The organism is Pantoea sp. CFCC18179, assembly GCF_059412405.1.
This window is the reverse complement of the sequence record NZ_JBNBPM010000007.1, coordinates 227,382-245,854: the sequence shown is the minus strand read 5'-3', so window position 1 is coordinate 245,854 and position 18,473 is coordinate 227,382. Positions and strand designations below refer to the sequence as shown.

At 54.0% G+C, this 18,473-nt stretch carries 19 protein-coding genes; 10 read left to right on the top strand and 9 right to left on the bottom strand.

Going from position 1 to position 18,473, the window contains the following annotated elements:
- The first annotated feature begins 67 nt into the window (after positions 1–67).
- The 7 genes from glmS (at position 68) to ACPUC7_RS15420 (ending at position 7,975) form a co-directional block, all read left to right on the top strand.
- Positions 68–1,897, top strand: coding sequence for a glutamine--fructose-6-phosphate transaminase (isomerizing) (gene glmS, locus ACPUC7_RS15450; RefSeq protein WP_494923582.1), 1,830 nt, complete (start codon positions 68–70; stop codon positions 1,895–1,897).
- A 175-nt stretch (positions 1,898–2,072) separates the two neighbouring features.
- A complete protein-coding gene (gene pstS / locus ACPUC7_RS15445) occupies positions 2,073–3,116 on the top strand; it encodes a phosphate ABC transporter substrate-binding protein PstS (protein ID WP_494923581.1) in 1,044 nt (347 codons plus the stop codon).
- Positions 3,117–3,204: 88 nt separating this feature from the next.
- Entirely contained in the window at positions 3,205–4,167 is a 963-nt protein-coding gene (gene pstC, locus ACPUC7_RS15440; protein WP_494923580.1) for a phosphate ABC transporter permease PstC, read from the top strand.
- Positions 4,164–5,051 carry a phosphate ABC transporter permease PstA gene (gene pstA / locus ACPUC7_RS15435; RefSeq protein ID WP_494923579.1) on the top strand — a complete coding sequence of 296 codons (888 nt, stop codon included), beginning with the start codon at positions 4,164–4,166 and terminating at the stop codon, positions 5,049–5,051. The genes pstC and pstA overlap by 4 nt, the downstream gene beginning before the upstream one ends.
- Before the next feature lie 43 nt (positions 5,052–5,094).
- Positions 5,095–5,868 carry a phosphate ABC transporter ATP-binding protein PstB gene (pstB, locus tag ACPUC7_RS15430; RefSeq protein WP_343554511.1) on the top strand — a complete coding sequence of 258 codons (774 nt, stop codon included), beginning with the start codon at positions 5,095–5,097 and terminating at the stop codon, positions 5,866–5,868.
- 14 nt (positions 5,869–5,882) lie between these two features.
- Positions 5,883–6,617 (top strand): phosphate signaling complex protein PhoU, encoded by a 735-nt coding sequence (gene phoU / locus ACPUC7_RS15425; protein ID WP_007893583.1) that lies wholly within the window; start codon positions 5,883–5,885, stop codon positions 6,615–6,617.
- A gap of 119 nt (positions 6,618–6,736) precedes the next feature.
- Positions 6,737–7,975, top strand: a complete 1,239-nt coding sequence (locus tag ACPUC7_RS15420; protein ID WP_494923578.1) for an MFS transporter — start codon at positions 6,737–6,739, stop codon at positions 7,973–7,975.
- 82 nt (positions 7,976–8,057) lie between these two features.
- Here the strand turns inward: ACPUC7_RS15420 and yieH are convergent, their stop codons facing one another.
- Positions 8,058–8,720: a 6-phosphogluconate phosphatase gene (yieH, locus tag ACPUC7_RS15415; protein ID WP_343554513.1), complete on the bottom strand. Its 663-nt coding sequence runs from the start codon at positions 8,718–8,720 to the stop codon at positions 8,058–8,060.
- Positions 8,721–8,872: 152 nt separating this feature from the next.
- On the opposite strand from yieH, the gene ACPUC7_RS15410 reads away from it, so the two are divergent.
- Positions 8,873–10,186 (top strand): NCS2 family permease, encoded by a 1,314-nt coding sequence (locus ACPUC7_RS15410; protein WP_343554514.1) that lies wholly within the window; start codon positions 8,873–8,875, stop codon positions 10,184–10,186.
- A 31-nt stretch (positions 10,187–10,217) separates the two neighbouring features.
- Here the strand turns inward: ACPUC7_RS15410 and ACPUC7_RS15405 are convergent, their stop codons facing one another.
- Positions 10,218–10,964 (bottom strand): 4'-phosphopantetheinyl transferase family protein, encoded by a 747-nt coding sequence (locus tag ACPUC7_RS15405; protein WP_494923577.1) that lies wholly within the window; start codon positions 10,962–10,964, stop codon positions 10,218–10,220.
- 295 nt (positions 10,965–11,259) lie between these two features.
- Between ACPUC7_RS15405 and ACPUC7_RS15400 the strand changes: the two genes are divergently transcribed.
- On the top strand, positions 11,260–11,769 hold the full coding sequence (locus tag ACPUC7_RS15400) for a flavin reductase family protein (protein WP_494923576.1): 510 nt from the start codon (positions 11,260–11,262) through the stop codon (positions 11,767–11,769).
- Positions 11,770–11,819: 50 nt separating this feature from the next.
- Here ACPUC7_RS15400 and ACPUC7_RS15395 read toward each other — a convergent pair whose 3' ends face one another.
- From ACPUC7_RS15395 to ACPUC7_RS15365, 7 genes are all read right to left on the bottom strand, one after another.
- Entirely contained in the window at positions 11,820–12,410 is a 591-nt protein-coding gene (locus ACPUC7_RS15395; RefSeq protein ID WP_343554517.1) for a malonic semialdehyde reductase, read from the bottom strand.
- A 223-nt stretch (positions 12,411–12,633) separates the two neighbouring features.
- Entirely contained in the window at positions 12,634–13,998 is a 1,365-nt protein-coding gene (gene mnmE, locus ACPUC7_RS15390) for a tRNA uridine-5-carboxymethylaminomethyl(34) synthesis GTPase MnmE (RefSeq protein WP_494923575.1), read from the bottom strand.
- 83 nt (positions 13,999–14,081) lie between these two features.
- Positions 14,082–15,728 (bottom strand): membrane protein insertase YidC, encoded by a 1,647-nt coding sequence (gene yidC, locus ACPUC7_RS15385; protein ID WP_343554519.1) that lies wholly within the window; start codon positions 15,726–15,728, stop codon positions 14,082–14,084.
- A gap of 2 nt (positions 15,729–15,730) precedes the next feature.
- Complete coding sequence (gene yidD, locus ACPUC7_RS15380) at positions 15,731–15,988, bottom strand: membrane protein insertion efficiency factor YidD (RefSeq protein WP_007893564.1); 258 nt, start codon at positions 15,986–15,988, stop codon at positions 15,731–15,733.
- A complete protein-coding gene (rnpA, locus tag ACPUC7_RS15375) occupies positions 15,952–16,311 on the bottom strand; it encodes a ribonuclease P protein component (RefSeq protein ID WP_494923574.1) in 360 nt (119 codons plus the stop codon). Before rnpA ends, yidD begins: the two co-directional genes overlap by 37 nt.
- 14 nt (positions 16,312–16,325) lie before the next feature.
- Entirely contained in the window at positions 16,326–16,466 is a 141-nt protein-coding gene (gene rpmH / locus ACPUC7_RS15370) for a 50S ribosomal protein L34 (protein ID WP_003849659.1), read from the bottom strand.
- Positions 16,467–16,658: 192 nt separating this feature from the next.
- Positions 16,659–16,835, bottom strand: coding sequence for a hypothetical protein (locus tag ACPUC7_RS15365; protein ID WP_494923573.1), 177 nt, complete (start codon positions 16,833–16,835; stop codon positions 16,659–16,661).
- A 234-nt stretch (positions 16,836–17,069) separates the two neighbouring features.
- Between ACPUC7_RS15365 and dnaA the strand changes: the two genes are divergently transcribed.
- Entirely contained in the window at positions 17,070–18,473 is a 1,404-nt protein-coding gene (gene dnaA, locus ACPUC7_RS15360) for a chromosomal replication initiator protein DnaA (RefSeq protein WP_343553145.1), read from the top strand.

Sequence of the window (18,473 nt, the reverse complement as noted above, 5' to 3'; positions counted from 1 at the left end):
AGGCTCGGGGAAAAATCAGGTCAGATGACAACGCAATGGCCGAAAGCCATGAAGTCAGGAAATTACTATGTGTGGAATTGTTGGTGCAGTAGCGCAGCGTGACATCGCAGAGATTCTGCTGGAAGGTCTGCGTCGTCTGGAGTATCGCGGTTATGACTCAGCGGGATTAGCCGTTGTTGATCGTCAGGGCCACATGACGCGTTTGCGTCGTCTGGGCAAAGTGCAAAATCTGGCTGAAGCCGCAGAGCAACAGCCGCTGATTGGCGGCACCGGTATCGCACACACGCGCTGGGCAACGCACGGCGAACCGTCAGAGGCCAATGCGCATCCGCATATCTCTGAGCACATCATCATCGTGCACAACGGCATTATTGAGAATCACGAACCCCTGCGCGTGCAGTTAATTGAGCGCGGCTACCAATTTGCTTCTGAAACCGACACCGAAGTGGTGGCGCATTTAGTGCATTGGGAGCAGAAGCAGGGCGGCACGCTGCGGGAAGTGGTGCTGCGCGTGATTCCACAATTGCGTGGCGCGTACGGCATGGTGATCATGGACAGCCGCGATCCGTCGCTGCTGGTGGCGGCACGTTCAGGCAGCCCGCTGGTGATTGGTCGTGGCGTGGGTGAAAACTTTATTGCCTCCGATCAACTGGCGTTGCTGCCGGTCACACGTCGCTTCGTCTATCTGGAAGAGGGCGATATTGCCGAAATCACCCGCCGCGAAATCACCATCATCGATCGCGATGGCAAGACTGTTAAGCGCGCTGAAATCGAATCCACCGCGCAATATGATGCGGGCGACAAAGGCATCTATCGCCATTACATGCAGAAAGAGATCTACGAGCAGCCGAACGCGATTAAAAACACCTTAACCGGACGTTTTAATCATGGCGAAGTCGATCTCAGCGAACTGGGCCCGGATGCGGAGAAGCTGCTGAGCCAGGTTGAACATATTCAGATCATCGCCTGCGGCACCTCTTACAACTCTGGTATGGTGTCGCGCTACTGGTTTGAGTCGCTGGCGAACTTGCCTTGCGATGTCGAAATCGCGTCTGAATTCCGCTATCGCAAATCGGCAGTACGTAAAAATAGCCTGTTGATCACCTTGTCACAGTCTGGTGAAACCGCCGATACGCTGGCGGCGCTACGTTTGTCGAAAGAGCTGAGTTATCTCGGTTCGCTGGCAATTTGTAACGTGGCCGGATCATCGCTGGTGCGTGAATCTGATTTGGCGTTGATGACCAAAGCGGGCACCGAAATCGGTGTGGCTTCGACCAAAGCCTTTACCACGCAGTTAACCGTGTTGCTGATGCTGGTGGCGAAATTGGGTCGTCTGCATGGCATGAAGCCGGAAACCGAGCACGAAATCGTGCATGCGTTACAGGCGCTGCCAAGCCGTATTGAGCAGATGCTGGCGCAGGATAAAGTGATCGAAAACCTGGCGGAAGGTTTCTCCGACAAGCATCATGCATTGTTCCTCGGCCGTGGCGATCAGTATCCGATTGCGATGGAAGGCGCGCTGAAGCTGAAAGAGATCTCCTACATTCATGCCGAAGCCTATGCGGCAGGCGAGCTGAAGCATGGCCCGCTGGCGTTGATCGACGCCGATATGCCGGTGATTGTGGTCGCGCCTAACAATGAACTGCTGGAGAAGTTGAAATCCAATATCGAAGAAGTGCGCGCGCGCGGCGGATTGCTGTACGTGTTTGCCGATCAGGATGCCGGTTTCAGCGACAGCGATGGCATGAAAATCATCTCATTGCCGCATGTAGAAGAAGTGATCGCGCCAATTTTCTACACCGTGCCGCTGCAATTGCTCTCGTATCATGTGGCACTCATCAAAGGTACAGATGTTGACCAGCCGCGTAACCTGGCAAAATCGGTAACCGTTGAATAAACTGCTAAAAGAGTGGGCTCGCAATGAGCCCGCTTCATTTCTGTACGCTGTCATATAAATGTAATATTTCGTACATTTGACTGTCATCAAACTGTCCTATTTTCCCTCCAGCAGCAATCACTGACTCCTACTAAAATGGCATTGAGCCTGATTTTTTAAATCCCCTGGAGGGAACATGACACTGATGCGTAGCACCGTAGCCCGAATCCTTGCCGCCACCTTCGCAGTAAGCGCGGTATCTGCTTTTGCAGCAACCGATCTGACTGGTGCGGGCGGTACATTCCCGGCACCGGTTTATGCCAAGTGGGCAGCAGAGTACCAGCAAGCCACCGGTAGCAAAATCAACTATCAGGGTATTGGTTCTTCAGGCGGCGTGAAGCAAATCATCGCTAAAACCGTCGATTTCGGTGCGTCAGATGCGCCAATGAAAGATGAAGATCTGGAGAAAAACGGTCTGTTCCAGTTCCCTACCGTAATCGGTGGTGTGGTACTGGCTGTTAACATCCCAGGCGTGAAATCAGGTGAATTGACACTCGACGGCAAAACCGTAGGTGACATCTACCTGGGTACCATCAAAAAGTGGAACGACCCGGCGATCACTAAACTGAACCCAGGCGTGAAACTGCCAGACACCAACATCAACGTGGTTCGCCGCGCTGACGGTTCCGGTACTTCATTCGTCTTCACCAGCTACCTGGCGAAAGTGAACGAAGAGTGGAACAGCAAAATCGGTAAAGGTAACACCGTTAACTGGCCAACCGGTCTGGGCGGTAAAGGTAACGACGGCGTAGCTGCATTCGTACAGCGTCTGCCAGGTTCAATCGGTTATGTTGAATATGCATACGCCAAGCAGAACAACCTGACCTACACCAACCTGATGGATGCTGATGGCAAATCTGTTTCTCCAAGCGAAACCAGCTTTGCTAATGCCGCGAAAGGCGCAGACTGGAGCAAATCTTTTGCTCAGGATCTGACCTTCCAGAAAGGCAACAATGCATGGCCAATCACTTCTACCACCTTCATCCTTGTTTACAAAGAGCAAGCTGATGCAGCGAAAGGTAGCGAAGTGCTGAAGTTCTTCGATTGGGCTTACAAAGGCGGCAGCAAAACTGCAATGGCTCTGGATTACGCCGCTCTGCCACAGAGCGTAGCTGACCAGATTCGTGCAGCCTGGAAAGCGAACATCAAAGATAGCTCCGGTAAAGCGCTGTACAAGTAATTGAACGACCCGGCCAGCCAACACGGCTGGCCAACCCAATGGGCGGCATCATTGCCGCCCTGACATCCTCCTGAGAACAGAGAATTCTATGGCTGCCACTAAGCCGACGTTCAAAGCCCCCGGTAAACAAGGCGACATGATTTTCGGCGCGTTGGTCAAGCTATCCGCGCTTATCGTGTTGTTGTTGATGGGCGGCATTATCGTCTCCCTGATTTTCTCCTCCTGGCCAAGCATCCAAAAATTTGGTTTTTCCTTCTTGTGGAATAAAACTTGGGATGCGCCGAACGAACAATTTGGTGCGCTGGTTCCGATTTACGGCACCCTCGTAACCTCAATTATTGCGCTGATCATCGCTGTGCCGGTGAGCTTCGGCATTGCGCTGTTCCTGACTGAACTTTCACCGAGCTGGCTGCGCCGTCCACTGGGCACCGCGATTGAATTGCTGGCGGCAATTCCCAGTATTGTGTACGGCATGTGGGGCTTGTTCATCTTTGCTCCGCTGTTTGCCCAATACTTCCAGACGCCGGTTGGCGATGTGTTAGCGAATATCCCGATTGTCGGCACGCTGTTCTCTGGCCCGGCCTTTGGTATCGGTATTCTTGCTGCGGGCGTGATCCTCGCCATCATGATCATTCCATATATCGCTTCGGTAATGCGTGATGTGTTTGAGCAGACGCCGGTGATGATGAAAGAGTCCGCTTACGGCATCGGTTGCACCACGTGGGAAGTGATCTGGCGCATCGTGCTGCCGTTCACCAAAAACGGCGTGATCGGCGGCGTGATGCTGGGCTTAGGTCGTGCGTTGGGTGAAACCATGGCCGTGACCTTTATCATCGGTAACACTTACCAACTCGATAGCGCATCGCTGTTTATGCCGGGCAACAGTATTACCTCTGCACTGGCCAACGAATTCGCCGAAGCGGAATCTGGCGTGCACGTTGCTGCGCTGATGGAGCTGGGTCTGATTCTGTTCGTGATTACCTTTATCGTGCTGGCGATCTCTAAATTGATGATCCTGCGCCTGGCGAAGAGTGAAGGAGCCCGTTCATGACCGCTATTGAAGTTCAGGCTCGCGCTGAGCTGGAAGCCTCCCGCCGCAAAATGCAGGCGTGGCGCAGTACTAAAAACAAAATCGCTCTGACGTTATCGCTGATGACCATGGCGTTCGGCCTGTTCTGGTTGGTGTGGATTCTGTTCACCACCGTAACGCGCGGGGTTGATGGTTTAAGCTGGTCGCTGTTCACCGAATCGACGCCGCCGCCAAATACTGCGGGCGGTGGTTTAGCTAACGCCCTGGTCGGCAGCGGCTTACTGATTTTCTGGTCAACGATCATCGGAACGCCATTGGGCATCATGGCCGGTATTTACCTCGCCGAATATGGCCGTAAACACTGGCTGGCGGAAGTGATTCGCTTCATCAATGACATTCTGCTGTCAGCACCATCGATTGTGGTGGGCTTGTTCGTCTACACCATCGTGGTCTCGCAGATGCAGCACTTCTCCGGTTGGGCGGGCGTGGTAGCGTTGGCGCTGTTGCAAATCCCGATTGTGATTCGTACCTCTGAAAACATGCTGCGTCTGGTACCAGACAGCATGCGTGAAGCGGCTTACGCGCTGGGTACACCGAAGTGGAAGATGATTTCAGCGATTACGCTGAAAGCATCGGTATCCGGCATCATCACCGGTGTGCTGTTGGCCGTTGCGCGTATCGCCGGTGAAACCGCTCCGCTGCTGTTTACTGCGCTGTCGAACCAGTTCTGGAGCACCGACATGATGCAGCCAATCGCCAACTTGCCGGTCACCATCTTTAAGTTCGCCATGAGTCCATTTGCCGAGTGGCAAAGTCTGGCTTGGGCGGGGGTGCTGATTATTACGCTGTGCGTGCTGTTGCTGAACATTGTTGCGCGTGTGATTTTCGCCAAGAGCAAACATTAATTTCCCGGCGCGGCTTCGGCGGCGCTGCACATGAGAGACGAGAATGAGTAACGTGACTTCAACAGCCGGTAAAATTCAGGTCCGTAATCTGAACTTCTATTACGGTAAGTTTCACGCGCTAAAAAACATCAACCTGGATATCACTAAAAACCAGGTAACGGCGTTTATCGGGCCATCAGGCTGCGGTAAATCCACTTTGTTGCGTACCTTCAACAAGATGTACTCGCTCTATCCTGAGCAGCGTGCAGAAGGTGACATCCTGCTGGATGGCGACAACATTCTGGCATCGCATCAGGACATCGCCCTGCTGCGTGCTCGCGTTGGCATGGTATTCCAGAAGCCAACGCCATTCCCGATGTCGATTTACGACAACATCGCGTTTGGTGTGCGCCTGTTTGAGAAGCTGTCGCGTGCCGATATGGACGAGCGCGTGCAGTGGGCGCTGACCAAAGCCGCGCTGTGGAATGAAACCAAAGACAAGCTGCATCAGAGCGGTTACAGTCTTTCTGGCGGCCAGCAGCAGCGTTTGTGCATCGCGCGCGGCATCGCCATTCGCCCGGAAGTGTTGTTGCTGGATGAGCCGTGTTCAGCACTCGACCCGATCTCCACCGGTCGTATCGAAGAGCTGATCACCGAGCTGAAGCAGGATTACACCGTGGTTATCGTGACGCACAACATGCAACAGGCTGCACGTTGTTCCGATCACACCGCTTTCATGTATCTGGGCGAACTGATTGAGTTCAGCGATACCGATACGTTGTTCACTAAGCCCGCACAGAAGCAGACCGAAGATTACATCACCGGTCGTTACGGCTGATTCAGGAGACGCACATGGATAATTTAAATCTGAACAAACACATCTCCGGTCAGTTTAATGCGGAGCTGGAGCACATTCGCACCCAAGTGATGATCATGGGCGGCATGGTTGAGAAGCAGCTGATGGACGCCATCACTGCGATGCACAATCAGGATGGTGAACTGGCGCGTCACGTCATTGATGGCGATCAGAAGGTCAACATGATGGAAGTGGAGATTGATGAAGCCTGCGTGCGCATTATCGCCAAGCGCCAGCCAACCGCTAGCGACTTGCGCCTGGTGATGGCGATCATCAAGACCATCTCTGAGCTGGAACGTATTGGTGACGTGGCCGAGAAAATCAGCCGCACCGCACTGGAGAAGTTCAGCCAACAGCATTTGCCGCTGCTGGTAAGCCTTGAAGCGCTGGGTCATCACACCGTACAAATGCTGCATGACGTGCTGGATGCGTTTGCGCGCATGGATCTTAACGAAGCCATCAAAATCTACCGTGAAGACAAGAAGGTAGATAAAGAGTACGAAGGCATCGTGCGTCAGTTGATGACCTATATGATGGAAGATCCGCGCACCATTCCAAGCGTGTTGACTGCGCTGTTCTGCGCACGCGCCATTGAGCGTATCGGCGATCGCTGCCAGAACATCTGCGAAATTATCTTCTATTTCGTAAAAGGTCAGGATTTCCGTCATGTGGGCGGCGACAAGTTGGATGAACTGTTGTCGGGCGACGACGGTAGCAATAAACCCTCTTGATTGACGCTTTGACTGCCTGTTGCCGCTGAGGTTAACAGGCAGTCTGTTCAAATTCTGCCTGTTCTCCGCGCGACCCTCTCTTTATACTTGGCACACTTTTTTCTGCCAGGTGCTGTTACATGTCTTCCCCAATACCCAAAAAACAAGCCATAACGCCCGCGAAAGCCATGGTTGCTGCCATCAGCGGCTACGCGATGGACGGATTTGATCTGCTGATTCTCGGCTTTATGCTGCCGGCGATCAGCGTCTCCTTAGCGCTCGATCCTTCTCAAGCCGGTTCATTGGTCACCTGGACGCTGATCGGCGCGGTGATTGGCGGCATCGTATTTGGTCACCTCAGCGATCGCTATGGCCGCATCCGCATTCTGACCGTCACCATTTTGATGTTCTCGGTGTTCACCGGTTTGTGCGCGGTGGCGCAAGGTTATTGGGATCTGTTGGCGTATCGCACGCTGGCGGGCGTAGGTTTAGGCGGCGAGTTCGGCATTGGCATGGCGCTGATCGCCGAAGCCTGGCCGAAAGAGAAGCGTAACCGCGCCTCGGCGTGGGTGGGGATCGGCTGGCAGTTAGGTGTGCTGCTGGCGGCCTTTATCACCCCACCGCTGCTCAGCGTGATTGGCTGGCGCGGCATGTTCCTGGTTGGTTTGCTGCCCGCGCTGGTGTCATTTGTGATTCGTCGCAGCATGGGTGAGCCGGAAGAGTTTACCCGCCACGTTGATAAAACCCCGCATCTCTCCTTCACCGCACGCCTGAAAATGCTGTTTGCCGATCGCGCCACCAGCAAAGCCAGCCTGGGCATTTTGATTCTTTGCTCGGTGCAGAACTTCGGTTACTACGGTTTGATGATTTGGATGCCGAGCTATCTGTCATCCAACTTCGGCTTCAGTCTGACTAAATCAGGCTTGTGGACCGCGGTAACGGTGGTCGGCATGACATTCGGCATCTGGCTGTTTGGCGTGTTGGCCGATCGCTTCGCGCGCTGGAAAATCTTCCTGCTGTATCAGTTTGGCGCGGTGGCGATGGTGGTGGTGTATGCACAGCTGCGCGATCCTACCGTGATGCTGTTCACCGGCGCGATCATGGGCATGTTCGTCAATGGCATGATTGGCGGCTACGGCGCGCTGATTTCTGACACCTTCCCGCCACAAGCACGCGCCACGGCACAGAACGTGTTGTTCAACTTAGGGCGCGGCGTGGGCGGATTTGGCCCGTTAGTGATTGGATTGCTGGCGACCAACATTTCGTTCACCGCAGCGATCACGCTGCTGGCGCTGATTTACCTGCTGGATATCGTTGCGACGCTGTTCCTGCTGCCGAAGAAGCAGAGCAACGAAGATTCGCTGGGTGCGATTGGTTAATTGATGTTGTTACGTCCGAGCTGGATCGGCCCCTTCTCCCGCGTGCGGGAGAAGGTTGGGATGAGGGACAGCGCGCACCTTACTACTTAACCAAATCCCAGCCGCGCGCCCGCCATAACTCCGGCAACTGCGCCATATCCTCAAAACGCGTCACCAACGGATGATCTAACTCGGGATTATGCGCATCAGCGCAGTAGTAAAACACGGGAATCCCTGCCGCAATCCCCGCTCGCGCACCCGCTTCGGAATCATCCACCAAAATGCACTTCTCAATCGGCACCTGCATCTGCTCGGCTGCGTGATACATCAACTCAGGATCCGGCTTCCAATGGTTGATGTCATAACCGCTATACAACTTCCCGTCGAGATACGGCAACATGCCGGTTAATCCCAGCGAATGCTGCATCTTCTTTACCGTGCCGTTAGACACCACGCACATCGGCGCTTTAACACTCTCAACCAACGCTTTGGCACCGGCAATCGGCTGCAAATCGAGATCAAACAGACGCGCCACTTCTGCGCGGTAGGCGGTTTCTACTTCTTCCAGTGGCAACTCAAGCTGATGCTCAGCCAGTACGTCACGCACGATGTCGTAAAGCTTCACCCCTTTGTACTTTTCAAACATCTGCTGCAAAGAGAGTTCAATACCGTAGCGGGCAAAGGTGTTGACGTAGGATTGCGTACAGATCACTTCGCTGTCGACCAGCGTGCCATCGCAATCAAAAAAAATACATTCAACCGACATCGCACATCATCCTTTTGTTAAACAATAAGCTGACACTCTAGCGCACTGAGCGCAGAAAGCGACCCCGGGCAATCGGTTGCCAAAAATCAGTGTTTTGCGCAGCTAAAGCCTATAGGATACGCGGCGATAAATTTTTATATCGGAACAGCGAAATGAATAATCAGGGCCTATTGCAGCGCGTTTTCAAGTTGCAAGAACACGGAACCACGGTGCGCACCGAAGTGATTGCTGGTTGCACCACTTTCCTGACGATGGTCTACATCGTCTTCGTTAACCCGCAAATTCTCGGCGTGGCGGGCATGGATACCCAAGCGGTGTTTGTCACCACCTGTTTGATTGCCGCGTTCGGCAGCATCTTGATGGGGCTAGTGGCGAATCTGCCGGTGGCGCTGGCACCGGCGATGGGCTTGAACGCCTTCTTCGCATTTGTGGTGGTTGGCGCGATGGGCTATTCGTGGCAGATCGGCATGGGCGCGATCTTCTGGGGCGCTTTAGGTTTGCTGATCCTCACGCTGTTGCGCGTGCGCTACTGGATGATTGCCAATATCCCGCTCAGTCTGCGCGTTGGCATCACTGCCGGTATCGGCCTGTTCATTGCCATGATGGGGCTGAAAAACGCCGGCATCATCGTACCGAATCCCGATACCATCGTGGCTGTGGGCAATCTGACCTCGCACAGCGTGTTATTGGGTGCGCTCGGCTTCTTCATCATCGCTATTCTGGCTTCGCGCAACATTCACGCGGCGGTGCTGGTGTCGATTGTGGTCACCACCGTGTTGGGGCTGATTATCGGCGACGTGAAATTCAGCGGCGTGTTCGCGGCGCCGCCTGCAATCACTTCCGTTGTCGGCCAAGTGGATATCAAAGGCGCGTTTAACATCGGCATGGCCGGTGTGATCTTCTCCTTTATGCTGGTCAACTTATTCGATTCGTCCGGCACGCTGATTGGTGTGACCGATAAAGCCGGATTAACCGACGAGAAAGGCACATTCCCGCGCATGAAGCAGGCACTGTACGTCGACAGTATCAGCTCAGTTACCGGCTCGCTGATCGGCACGTCTTCCGTCACCGCCTACATTGAAAGCTCGTCAGGCGTTTCGATTGGTGGCCGCACCGGTTTGATGGCAGTGATTACCGGCGTTCTGTTCCTGCTGGTGATGTTCCTGTCACCGTTGGCAGCGATGGTGCCGTCGTATGCGGCGGCGGGTGCTCTGATTTATGTCGGCGTGCTGATGACGGCATCGCTGTCACGCGTGCAATGGGACGACCTCACCGAAGCGGTTCCGGCGTTTGTCACCGCGGCGATGATGCCATTTAGCTTCTCGATCACCGAAGGTATCGCACTGGGCTTTATTTCGTACTGCGTGATGAAGTTGGGAACCGGCCGTTGGCGTGAAATCAGCCCGTGCGTGGTGGTAGTGGCGCTGTTGTTTGTGCTGAAAATCGTTTTTATCGATGCACACTAAATAAAACAGGCCGCGATTGCGGCCTGTTTTATTATGGATGTCCGATTTCCTGAGGCGCGACCAAACTGGTCAGGCGCAAGGTTCGCGGCCCAATATTCGGTTTACTCATCTCAATATCGCGCAGCGCTTGCCACTGTTGCGCGCCATCAATCTCCCACAAACGTAAACGCTCGGTGCCTGGCGATAACGCGCAAGACCACACCAAGGTTGGCTCAGCGTCGCACACCGCCTGAATATCCGGAAACACACTGGAACGCAGTCGTCCGGCCGCCGGATGCAAGCGCAATGAACCAATGCCGCTGTCGTTTTCACCGGTGAGTTTGAGAATGCTTTGGCGTAGCGTCCAGATTTGCGTCAGCGCCTCCATAAAATCTTGCTGCGCGTTGATCCACGCTTTCTCGCCGGAAGAGAGATCTTGCGTCAGCATATCCTGCGTTTGACGGCTGTGCGCGCGCACGATCTCCATATCCAATCCCGCGCGTCCGCCTTCTTCAGCCAGCAAAACGCCAATGGTATTTCCCGCATAGGAAATACTGAAATCTGGCAGATTAGGATCGGCAAAACAAGGTCGCCCGCTGCTGGTGGTCACCAGCGCGGGAAGTTCGCGAATGCCATAGACGCGCAGCATCAGTTGCGCCAGCAATTCGCGGGCCGCCAGAAAGCGTCCGCGACGCTTGTCGGGAAAGCGATCGGCACTCAGAATCACATCCTGCGGGATGCGTAGATTCTCGGATGAGAAGGTCGGATTACCTATCCAACGAACAAAATGACTAGCCATCTGTCGCTCCGTGAAAATGGTCGAATAATCATCAATTGCTATTGTAAGAATTTTCTCATGGGTTTGCATCCGGCTTAAGATGGAATAACCGAAATTCAGATAAGGACGAGGCGAATTGACAATCCCAGTTCGCGGCTTTGCTTAGAACGCTTTTGCAGTTTAACGTTGGATTGAGTGCCTAACTGTGTGATGTGGTGTAGGATTTGGGCAGTAAAAAGGCACATCGAAGTGCGCTAACTATTCATTCATCTGCCAATCGTGCGCATCGTAACATCAGGCACGTCGGAGTTTTCTTATGTCGGATACTGCTATTTCTCGCCAGGAATCGATCTCGCTTGATGAGTTTCGTCACGGCATGCGCCGCTTAACCGCGGGCGTTTCTCTGGTTACTACCGAATTTCAGGGCGAAAAACTGGGGCTAATTGCCACTTCAGTCAGTTCGCTGGCGGCCGAACCGCCAAGTTTGCTGGTGTGCGTCAATCGCAGCGCCTCCAGTCACGATGCTTTTGTTGCCGCCGGGCAGTTTGCCGTCAACGTGCTGCGCGAACAGCACAGCGATTTATGCGCGCAGTTCAGCCAATCCTCTCGCCGCGACGAGCGTTTTCAAACCGGCACATGGCAGACGCTAAATACCGGCGCGCCGGTGTTGGCTGATGCGCTGGTGAGCTTCGATTGCCAGCTGGAGAAAGTAGTGGAGTGGAACACGCACAGCGTGCTGCTGGCGCGCATTGTCGGTATTGCTCTGCCAGGTGAAGCGGCAGAGCCGATGATCTACTTCAACAGCGGTTTTCATTCGCTGGGATAACCGCGTAAAAACAGGCGTCGCGCGTGAGTCCGACGCCTGTTTTTAATCAATCAAGCAAAGGTGCTGGCTTCATCAAAGCCCAGACGCGGCAAACGCGCATGCAGTTTGCTGGCTTCGCCATAACCGAGATTGATCAATAAGTTAACCTGCCATTTGTTCTCGCTGAAGAACGCTTCATTCACTTTCGATGGATCAAAACCGGACATCGGGCCAGCATCCAATCCCAACGAACGCGCCGCCAGGATCAAGTAACCTGCTTGTAAGCTGCTATTGCGGAAGGCGGTTTCTTTGGCCAGATCCGGGCTGCTGGTGAACCAGCTACGCGCATCGCCGTGCGGGAACAGCTTCGGCAGCGCTTCGTAGAATTCAGGATCCCACGCCACGATCACCGTAACCGGTGCAGCCATGGTTTTATCGACATTGCCAGAAGAGAGCGCGGGCTTGAGCTTCTCTTTGCCTTCTTTTGACGTGACAAACACGAAACGCCCCGGCGAGCAGTTAGCCGAGGTTGGGCCCAGCGCGGTCAGATTGTAGAGCTGCTTCAACACATCCTGCGAAACCGGTTTGTCCTGCCAATAGCTGTGGGTGCGGGCTTCATTGAACAGCGCGTTCAGCGCCACGCTGTCGAGCGTTGTACTCATGTTTCTCTCCTGTTCAGGCGGCAAATGCGCGCCGAATGTTTGGCATGAATAAAAATGTACCCGGACACCGATGCGCTTTTAGCCGGGCACCGATCGTTATACTGCAAAGCGCAGGGGGAGCCAAATAACAAACATGCATGTTACAGGAGCATTGTGTGCATCCGAGGAAAACCGCACTAAAACGCCGTAGGGTCGCCATTCATGGCGACCAAGAGCAAGGTGATTACTTACCAATACAGAAACTAGAGAAGATCCTGCCGAGCAAATCGTCGGAGGTGAATTCGCCGGTGATTTCGCTCAGCGCCTGCTGCGCCAAACGTAGCTCTTCCGCCAGTAATTCGCCGGCCCATGCGCCAAGCAGTTGGTGTTTGCCCTGCTGTAAGTGAGTGGCTGCTAACTCTAACGCTTGCAGATGGCGGCGACGCGCGAGGAATCCACCTTCCATATTGCCGGAGAAACCCATGCTCTGTTTCAAGTGATCGCGCAGGGCATCTACGCCTTCACCAGTTCTTGCCGAGAGGCGAATCAGTGAGTGGCCATTCACTTCACTCAGGCCCAGCACTTCGCCCGTCATATCTGCTTTGTTGCGTACCACGGTAATTGGCAGCGCATCGGGCAGACGCGCCACGAAATCGGGCCAAATGGCGGCGGCTTCGGTGGCATCGGTGGTGGTGCCATCAACCATGAACAACACGCGATCTGCTTGCTCAATTTCCTGCCACGCACGTTCAATACCAATGCGTTCCACTTCATCGCTGGCTTCACGCAAACCGGCGGTATCAATGATGTGCAGCGGCATGCCGTCAATGTGGATATGCTCGCGCAACACGTCACGCGTGGTGCCTGCGATGTCGGTAACAATCGCCGCTTCGCGACCGGCCAACGCATTCAACAAGCTGGATTTACCTGCATTCGGGCGTCCAGCAATCACCACTTTCATGCCTTCACGCAGCAGGCTGCCTTGACGCGCTTCGGCGCGCACGCCGTCGAGATCGCCAATCACAACATTCAGCTGCGCTTCGATTTTGCCGTCCGAAAGGAAATCGATCTCTTCATCCGGGAAGTCGATAGCCGCTTCCACATAGATGCGCAGGTGAGTAAGTGCTTCCACAAGCGCATTGATGCGCAGCGAGAATGCGCCTTGCAGCGAGTTGACCGCCGAGCGTGCGGCTTGTTCTGAACTGGCATCGATCAGATCGGCAATCGCTTCGGCTTGTGCCAAGTCGAGTTTGTCGTTGAGGAAGGCGCGTTCAGAAAATTCACCCGGCTGCGCGATGCGCAAACCCGGCAGAGCGACGATGCGTTTCAGCAGTAGATCGAGAATCACCGGCCCGCCGTGACCTTGCAGCTCCAGTACATCTTCACCGGTAAAAGAGTTCGGACCTGGAAACCACAGCGCAATGCCCTGATCGAGCACGCTACCATCGGCATCGGTAAACGGCAGATAATCGGCATAGCGTGGCTTCGGCAGCTTGCCCAGCAGCGCTTGCGCGACATCAGCGGCTTTGGCGCCGGAGATACGCAGAATGCCGACGCCGCCTCGGCCGGGAGGCGTAGCTTGGGCAACGATGGTGTCGCTGTGGCTCATAATTCACCTTTTCTCAAAACAAAAAAACAGGGCGACATAAATGCCGCCCCTTGAGTATACGCTGCTGCTGGTGCAGTCAGACGTTACGCTTTCTTCTTGTCGCGGCTATGCAAGCCACGTTTTTCCAGGCCGCGATAAATCAGCTGCTGCTGGAGAATGGTAACCAGGTTGCTGACGATGTAGTACAGCACCAGACCTGATGGGAACCACAGGAAGAACACGGTAAAGATAACCGGCATGTAAGTCATGATCTTCTGCTGCATCGGATCGGTCACGGTGGTCGGTGACATCTTCTGAATGAAGAACATGGTGATACCCATGACAATCGGCAGAATGTAGAACGGATCCTGCGCAGACAAGTCGTGAATCCACAGTACAAACGGTGCATGACGTAGTTCAACCGACCCTGACAGCATGTAGTACAAGGCGAGGAAGATTGGCATCTGGATAACCAGTGGCAAGCAGCCGCCCAGCGGGTTCACTTTCTCAGCTTTATACAGCGCCATCATTTCCTGGCTCTGCTTCTGCTTGTCATCGCCTAAACGTTCACGCATCGCCTGAATTTTCGGCTGCAGCATACGCATCTTCGCCATCGAGGTGTACTGCGCTTTAGTCAGCGGGTACATGATGCCACGCACGATGAAGGTGATAACGATAATGGAGAAGCCCCAGTTACCGATGAAGCTGTGCAGGAATTTCAGCAGTTTGAACAGCGGCTGCGAGATGAACCACAACCAACCGTAATCCACGGTCAAATCCAGGTGAGGCGCGATGGCCGCCATTTTGTCCTGAATTTCCGGGCCAACCCACAGCGTTGCGCCAAGCTCTTGCTGTGCGCCCGCGCCAACGGTCACTGGGGCAGATTTATAACCAATTGCCGCAACGCCGTTGCCGAGGTTGCTGGTATACAGCTGATTGTTACCCTGAGTGCGCGGCACCCAAGCGGTCGCAAAATACTGTTGCAGCATTGCCACCCATCCGTTGCCGGTAGTGGTGTTCAGGTTCTCGTTATCCGCGATGGTATCGAATTTGTATTTTTCGTATTTCGCATCGCTGGTCGAGTACGCTGCGCCACGGAAAGTATGCAGAGCAAAGTTGTTGCTGCCGGTATCGCGGTGCTTAGGCACTTCGATGGTCTGCTTCAACTGACCAAACATCGCCACTTCCAGCGGCTGCTGGGTGGTGTTGTTGATGTTGTAGTCGACGTTTACCGCATATTCGCCACGCTTGAAGACGAAGGTTTTGGTGTAAACCACGCCATTTTCACCGGTCCAGGTCAGCGGCACACGCAGTTCGCTCTGGCCATCAGCCATGGTGAAGCTGTCTTGTGCGGTGGTGTACAGCGGACGTGCGCCATTGTTCGGGTTATCCGGGCCGTTACGACCGGTTAAGCCGCTCTGCGCCTGGTAAACGAAAGCTGGAGTGGTTTCAAGCAGCTGGAAAGGTGCATCTGAACCCAGTTTGTCTGGGTAAGTCAGCAGCTCAGCCTGCTCAATATCGCCACCGCGTGTATTGATGTTGAGTGACAGGACATCAGTCTTAACGGTGATCGTTTTACCCTGTCCGCTAGCCGGCACGCCGGAAGTGGCGGCATCACCCGCTGCGCTACTCGTGTTTTGCGTGGTCTGGGTCTGCTGTGGCTGCGGAGCGTGGTCCGTCTGCCATGCTTGCCAGATCATAAACGACACGAACAGAAAAGCGATGAGAAAGAGATTGCGTTGCGAATCCATCGTTAATGTTCTCTGGTATCAAAGGTTTTTGGCGGCACAGGATCGTCACCACCCGGGTTCAAAGGGTGGCATTTTAATACGCGTTTTATCGTCAACCAACTGCCTTTTACAACGCCAAAACGGCGTAAGGCCTCAATCCCATACTGCGAACAGGTGGGATGGAACCGGCAATGAGGTCCCAGCAGTGGGCTGATGGCGCGTTGATAAACGCGTATCAGGGCAATCAGGAGCCGCGAGCCAGGCGACAGTGACGACGCCATAATTTCTCCAACGCTTCCGTCAGCGCACGGTTATCAAGGTCGGCAATCCCTTTTTTAGCCACGATCACAAAATCCATCGCCGGAAGTTCATGTTGACGCAGACGAAAGCTTTCGCGGGTCAATCGCTTGATCCGGTTGCGCTCATGAGCACGTTTCACATGTTTTTTGGCGACGGTGAGACCGATGCGGGGATGCCCCAGCGAGTTAGCGCGGCCGAGGATGGTGATTTGCGGCGTACCGGCTCTGAGTGGCTGCTGGAAGACGAAAGTGAAATGAGTGGGAGTTAACAAACGTAACTCCCTGGGAAATGCGAGCTTAACCACGAGGGTTAGCTTTATTACTTAGAAACGGTCAGACGAGAACGGCCTTTAGCACGACGACGTGCCAGAACCTGACGACCATTTTTTGTTGCCATACGAGCACGGAAACCGTGTGAACGGTTGCGCTTCAGTACGGACGGTTGAAAAGTGCGTTTCATGGCGATTTCTACCTAAACTTGAAAATTTTCACTGGGTGACGCGTTTTCGGGCCAGTAAATCGACCAACGCCTCAATGTGTCTTTAATAAAGAGGCGGGATTGTAATAATTGTACAGTCCAGAGTCAATTTACTTCGCTGGTCGCGGCACCTGGAAACCCAGATACAGCCCGCTGATTCCGGGCATCAAGGCTTCACGCAATAATGCCGGGTGGGGAATTATACGGGCTATGGGGTAAAGCGCAAGGATCGCGCAGGATCTTCTTGCGATCAATTTGCAGATCTGTTGCGCGCAAACGAGAGCTTGCCAGAAAAAATGCCACTTTCAGCCATATTAACGCTGGCTTTTTTTGTAGAAAGCGTAAACTCATTTGCGCTCCACTAGCCTGTGGATAAATTGGATCAAAACTGTGTAGAAAGGGAAGATCTCTCGCCAGCTTTACGCTATGATCCGCCCTTCCGCTGACGATCCTCAATGCGATCGCCGGGGAGGACTACCGCGAATAGCGGTCGCAGGCGCTTTCCAACCGCCTGTGTCTAAAAATTACGTTTCTATTTTATTAGCGCCTAAAATTCTTATCGATTTTGTACGAGTGGAGTCCGCCGTGTCACTTACGCTTTGGCAACAGTGTCTTGCCCGTTTGCAGGATGAGCTTCCTGCCACCGAATTCAGCATGTGGATTCGTCCGCTGCAAGCTGAATTGAACGACAATACGCTGACCTTGTATGCACCAAATCGGTTTGTACTCGACTGGGTTAGAGATAAATATCTCAATAGTATCAATGGGCTGCTGAATGAATTCTGCGGTGCGAATGTGCCGTTATTGCGTTTTGAAGTCGGTACGCGTCCTGCTGCACAGGTCGCGGCCAGCCAACAACCGGCGATGGCCAGCTACAACGCGCCGGCACCGGTAGAAAATCGTCCGGCCCCGGCGCAAATTCTGCGCCCAAGTTGGGATTCCGTTCCCGCGCCGGCCGATGTCACTTATCGCTCGAATGTGAATAACCGCCATAACTTCGATAACTTCGTTGAAGGTAAATCGAACCAGTTGGCGCGCGCGGCTGCACGTCAGGTGGCGGACAATCCTGGCGGAGCCTACAACCCACTCTTCCTTTATGGCGGCACCGGTTTGGGTAAAACTCACCTGTTGCACGCGGTGGGTAACGGCATTATTGCGCGCAAGCCGAATGCCAAAGTGGTGTACATGCACTCCGAGCGTTTTGTGCAAGACATGGTTAAAGCCTTGCAGAACAACGCCATCGAAGAATTTAAGCGTTATTACCGCTCGGTTGATGCGCTGCTGATCGATGACATCCAATTCTTTGCCAATAAAGAGCGTTCGCAGGAAGAGTTTTTCCACACCTTCAACGCCTTGCTGGAAGGAAATCAACAGATCATCCTGACCTCGGATCGCTATCCAAAAGAGATCAATGGCGTCGAAGATCGCCTGAAATCGCGCTTTGGCTGGGGATTAACCGTGGCGATCGAGCCGCCTGAGCTGGAAACGCGCGTGGCGATCCTGATGAAGAAAGCAGATGAAAACGATATCCGCCTGCCTGGCGAAGTGGCGTTCTTTATTGCTAAGCGTTTACGCTCCAATGTGCGTGAGCTGGAAGGCGCGCTGAACCGCGTCATCGCTAACGCCAACTTTACTGGCCGCGCGATTACTATCGATTTCGTGCGTGAAGCGCTGCGCGATTTGCTGGCGTTGCAGGAAAAGTTAGTCACCATCGACAATATCCAGAAGACGGTGGCCGAGTATTACAAAATTAAAGTGGCGGATTTGTTGTCGAAACGCCGTTCGCGTTCGGTAGCGCGTCCGCGCCAAATGGCGATGGCGATGGCGAAAGAGCTCACCAACCACAGCTTGCCGGAAATTGGCGATGCATTTGGTGGCCGCGACCATACCACTGTGCTGCACGCCTGTCGTAAAATCGAGCAGTTGCGTGAAGAGAGCCACGACATCAAAGAAGATTTCTCTAACCTCATTCGAACACTATCTTCCTGA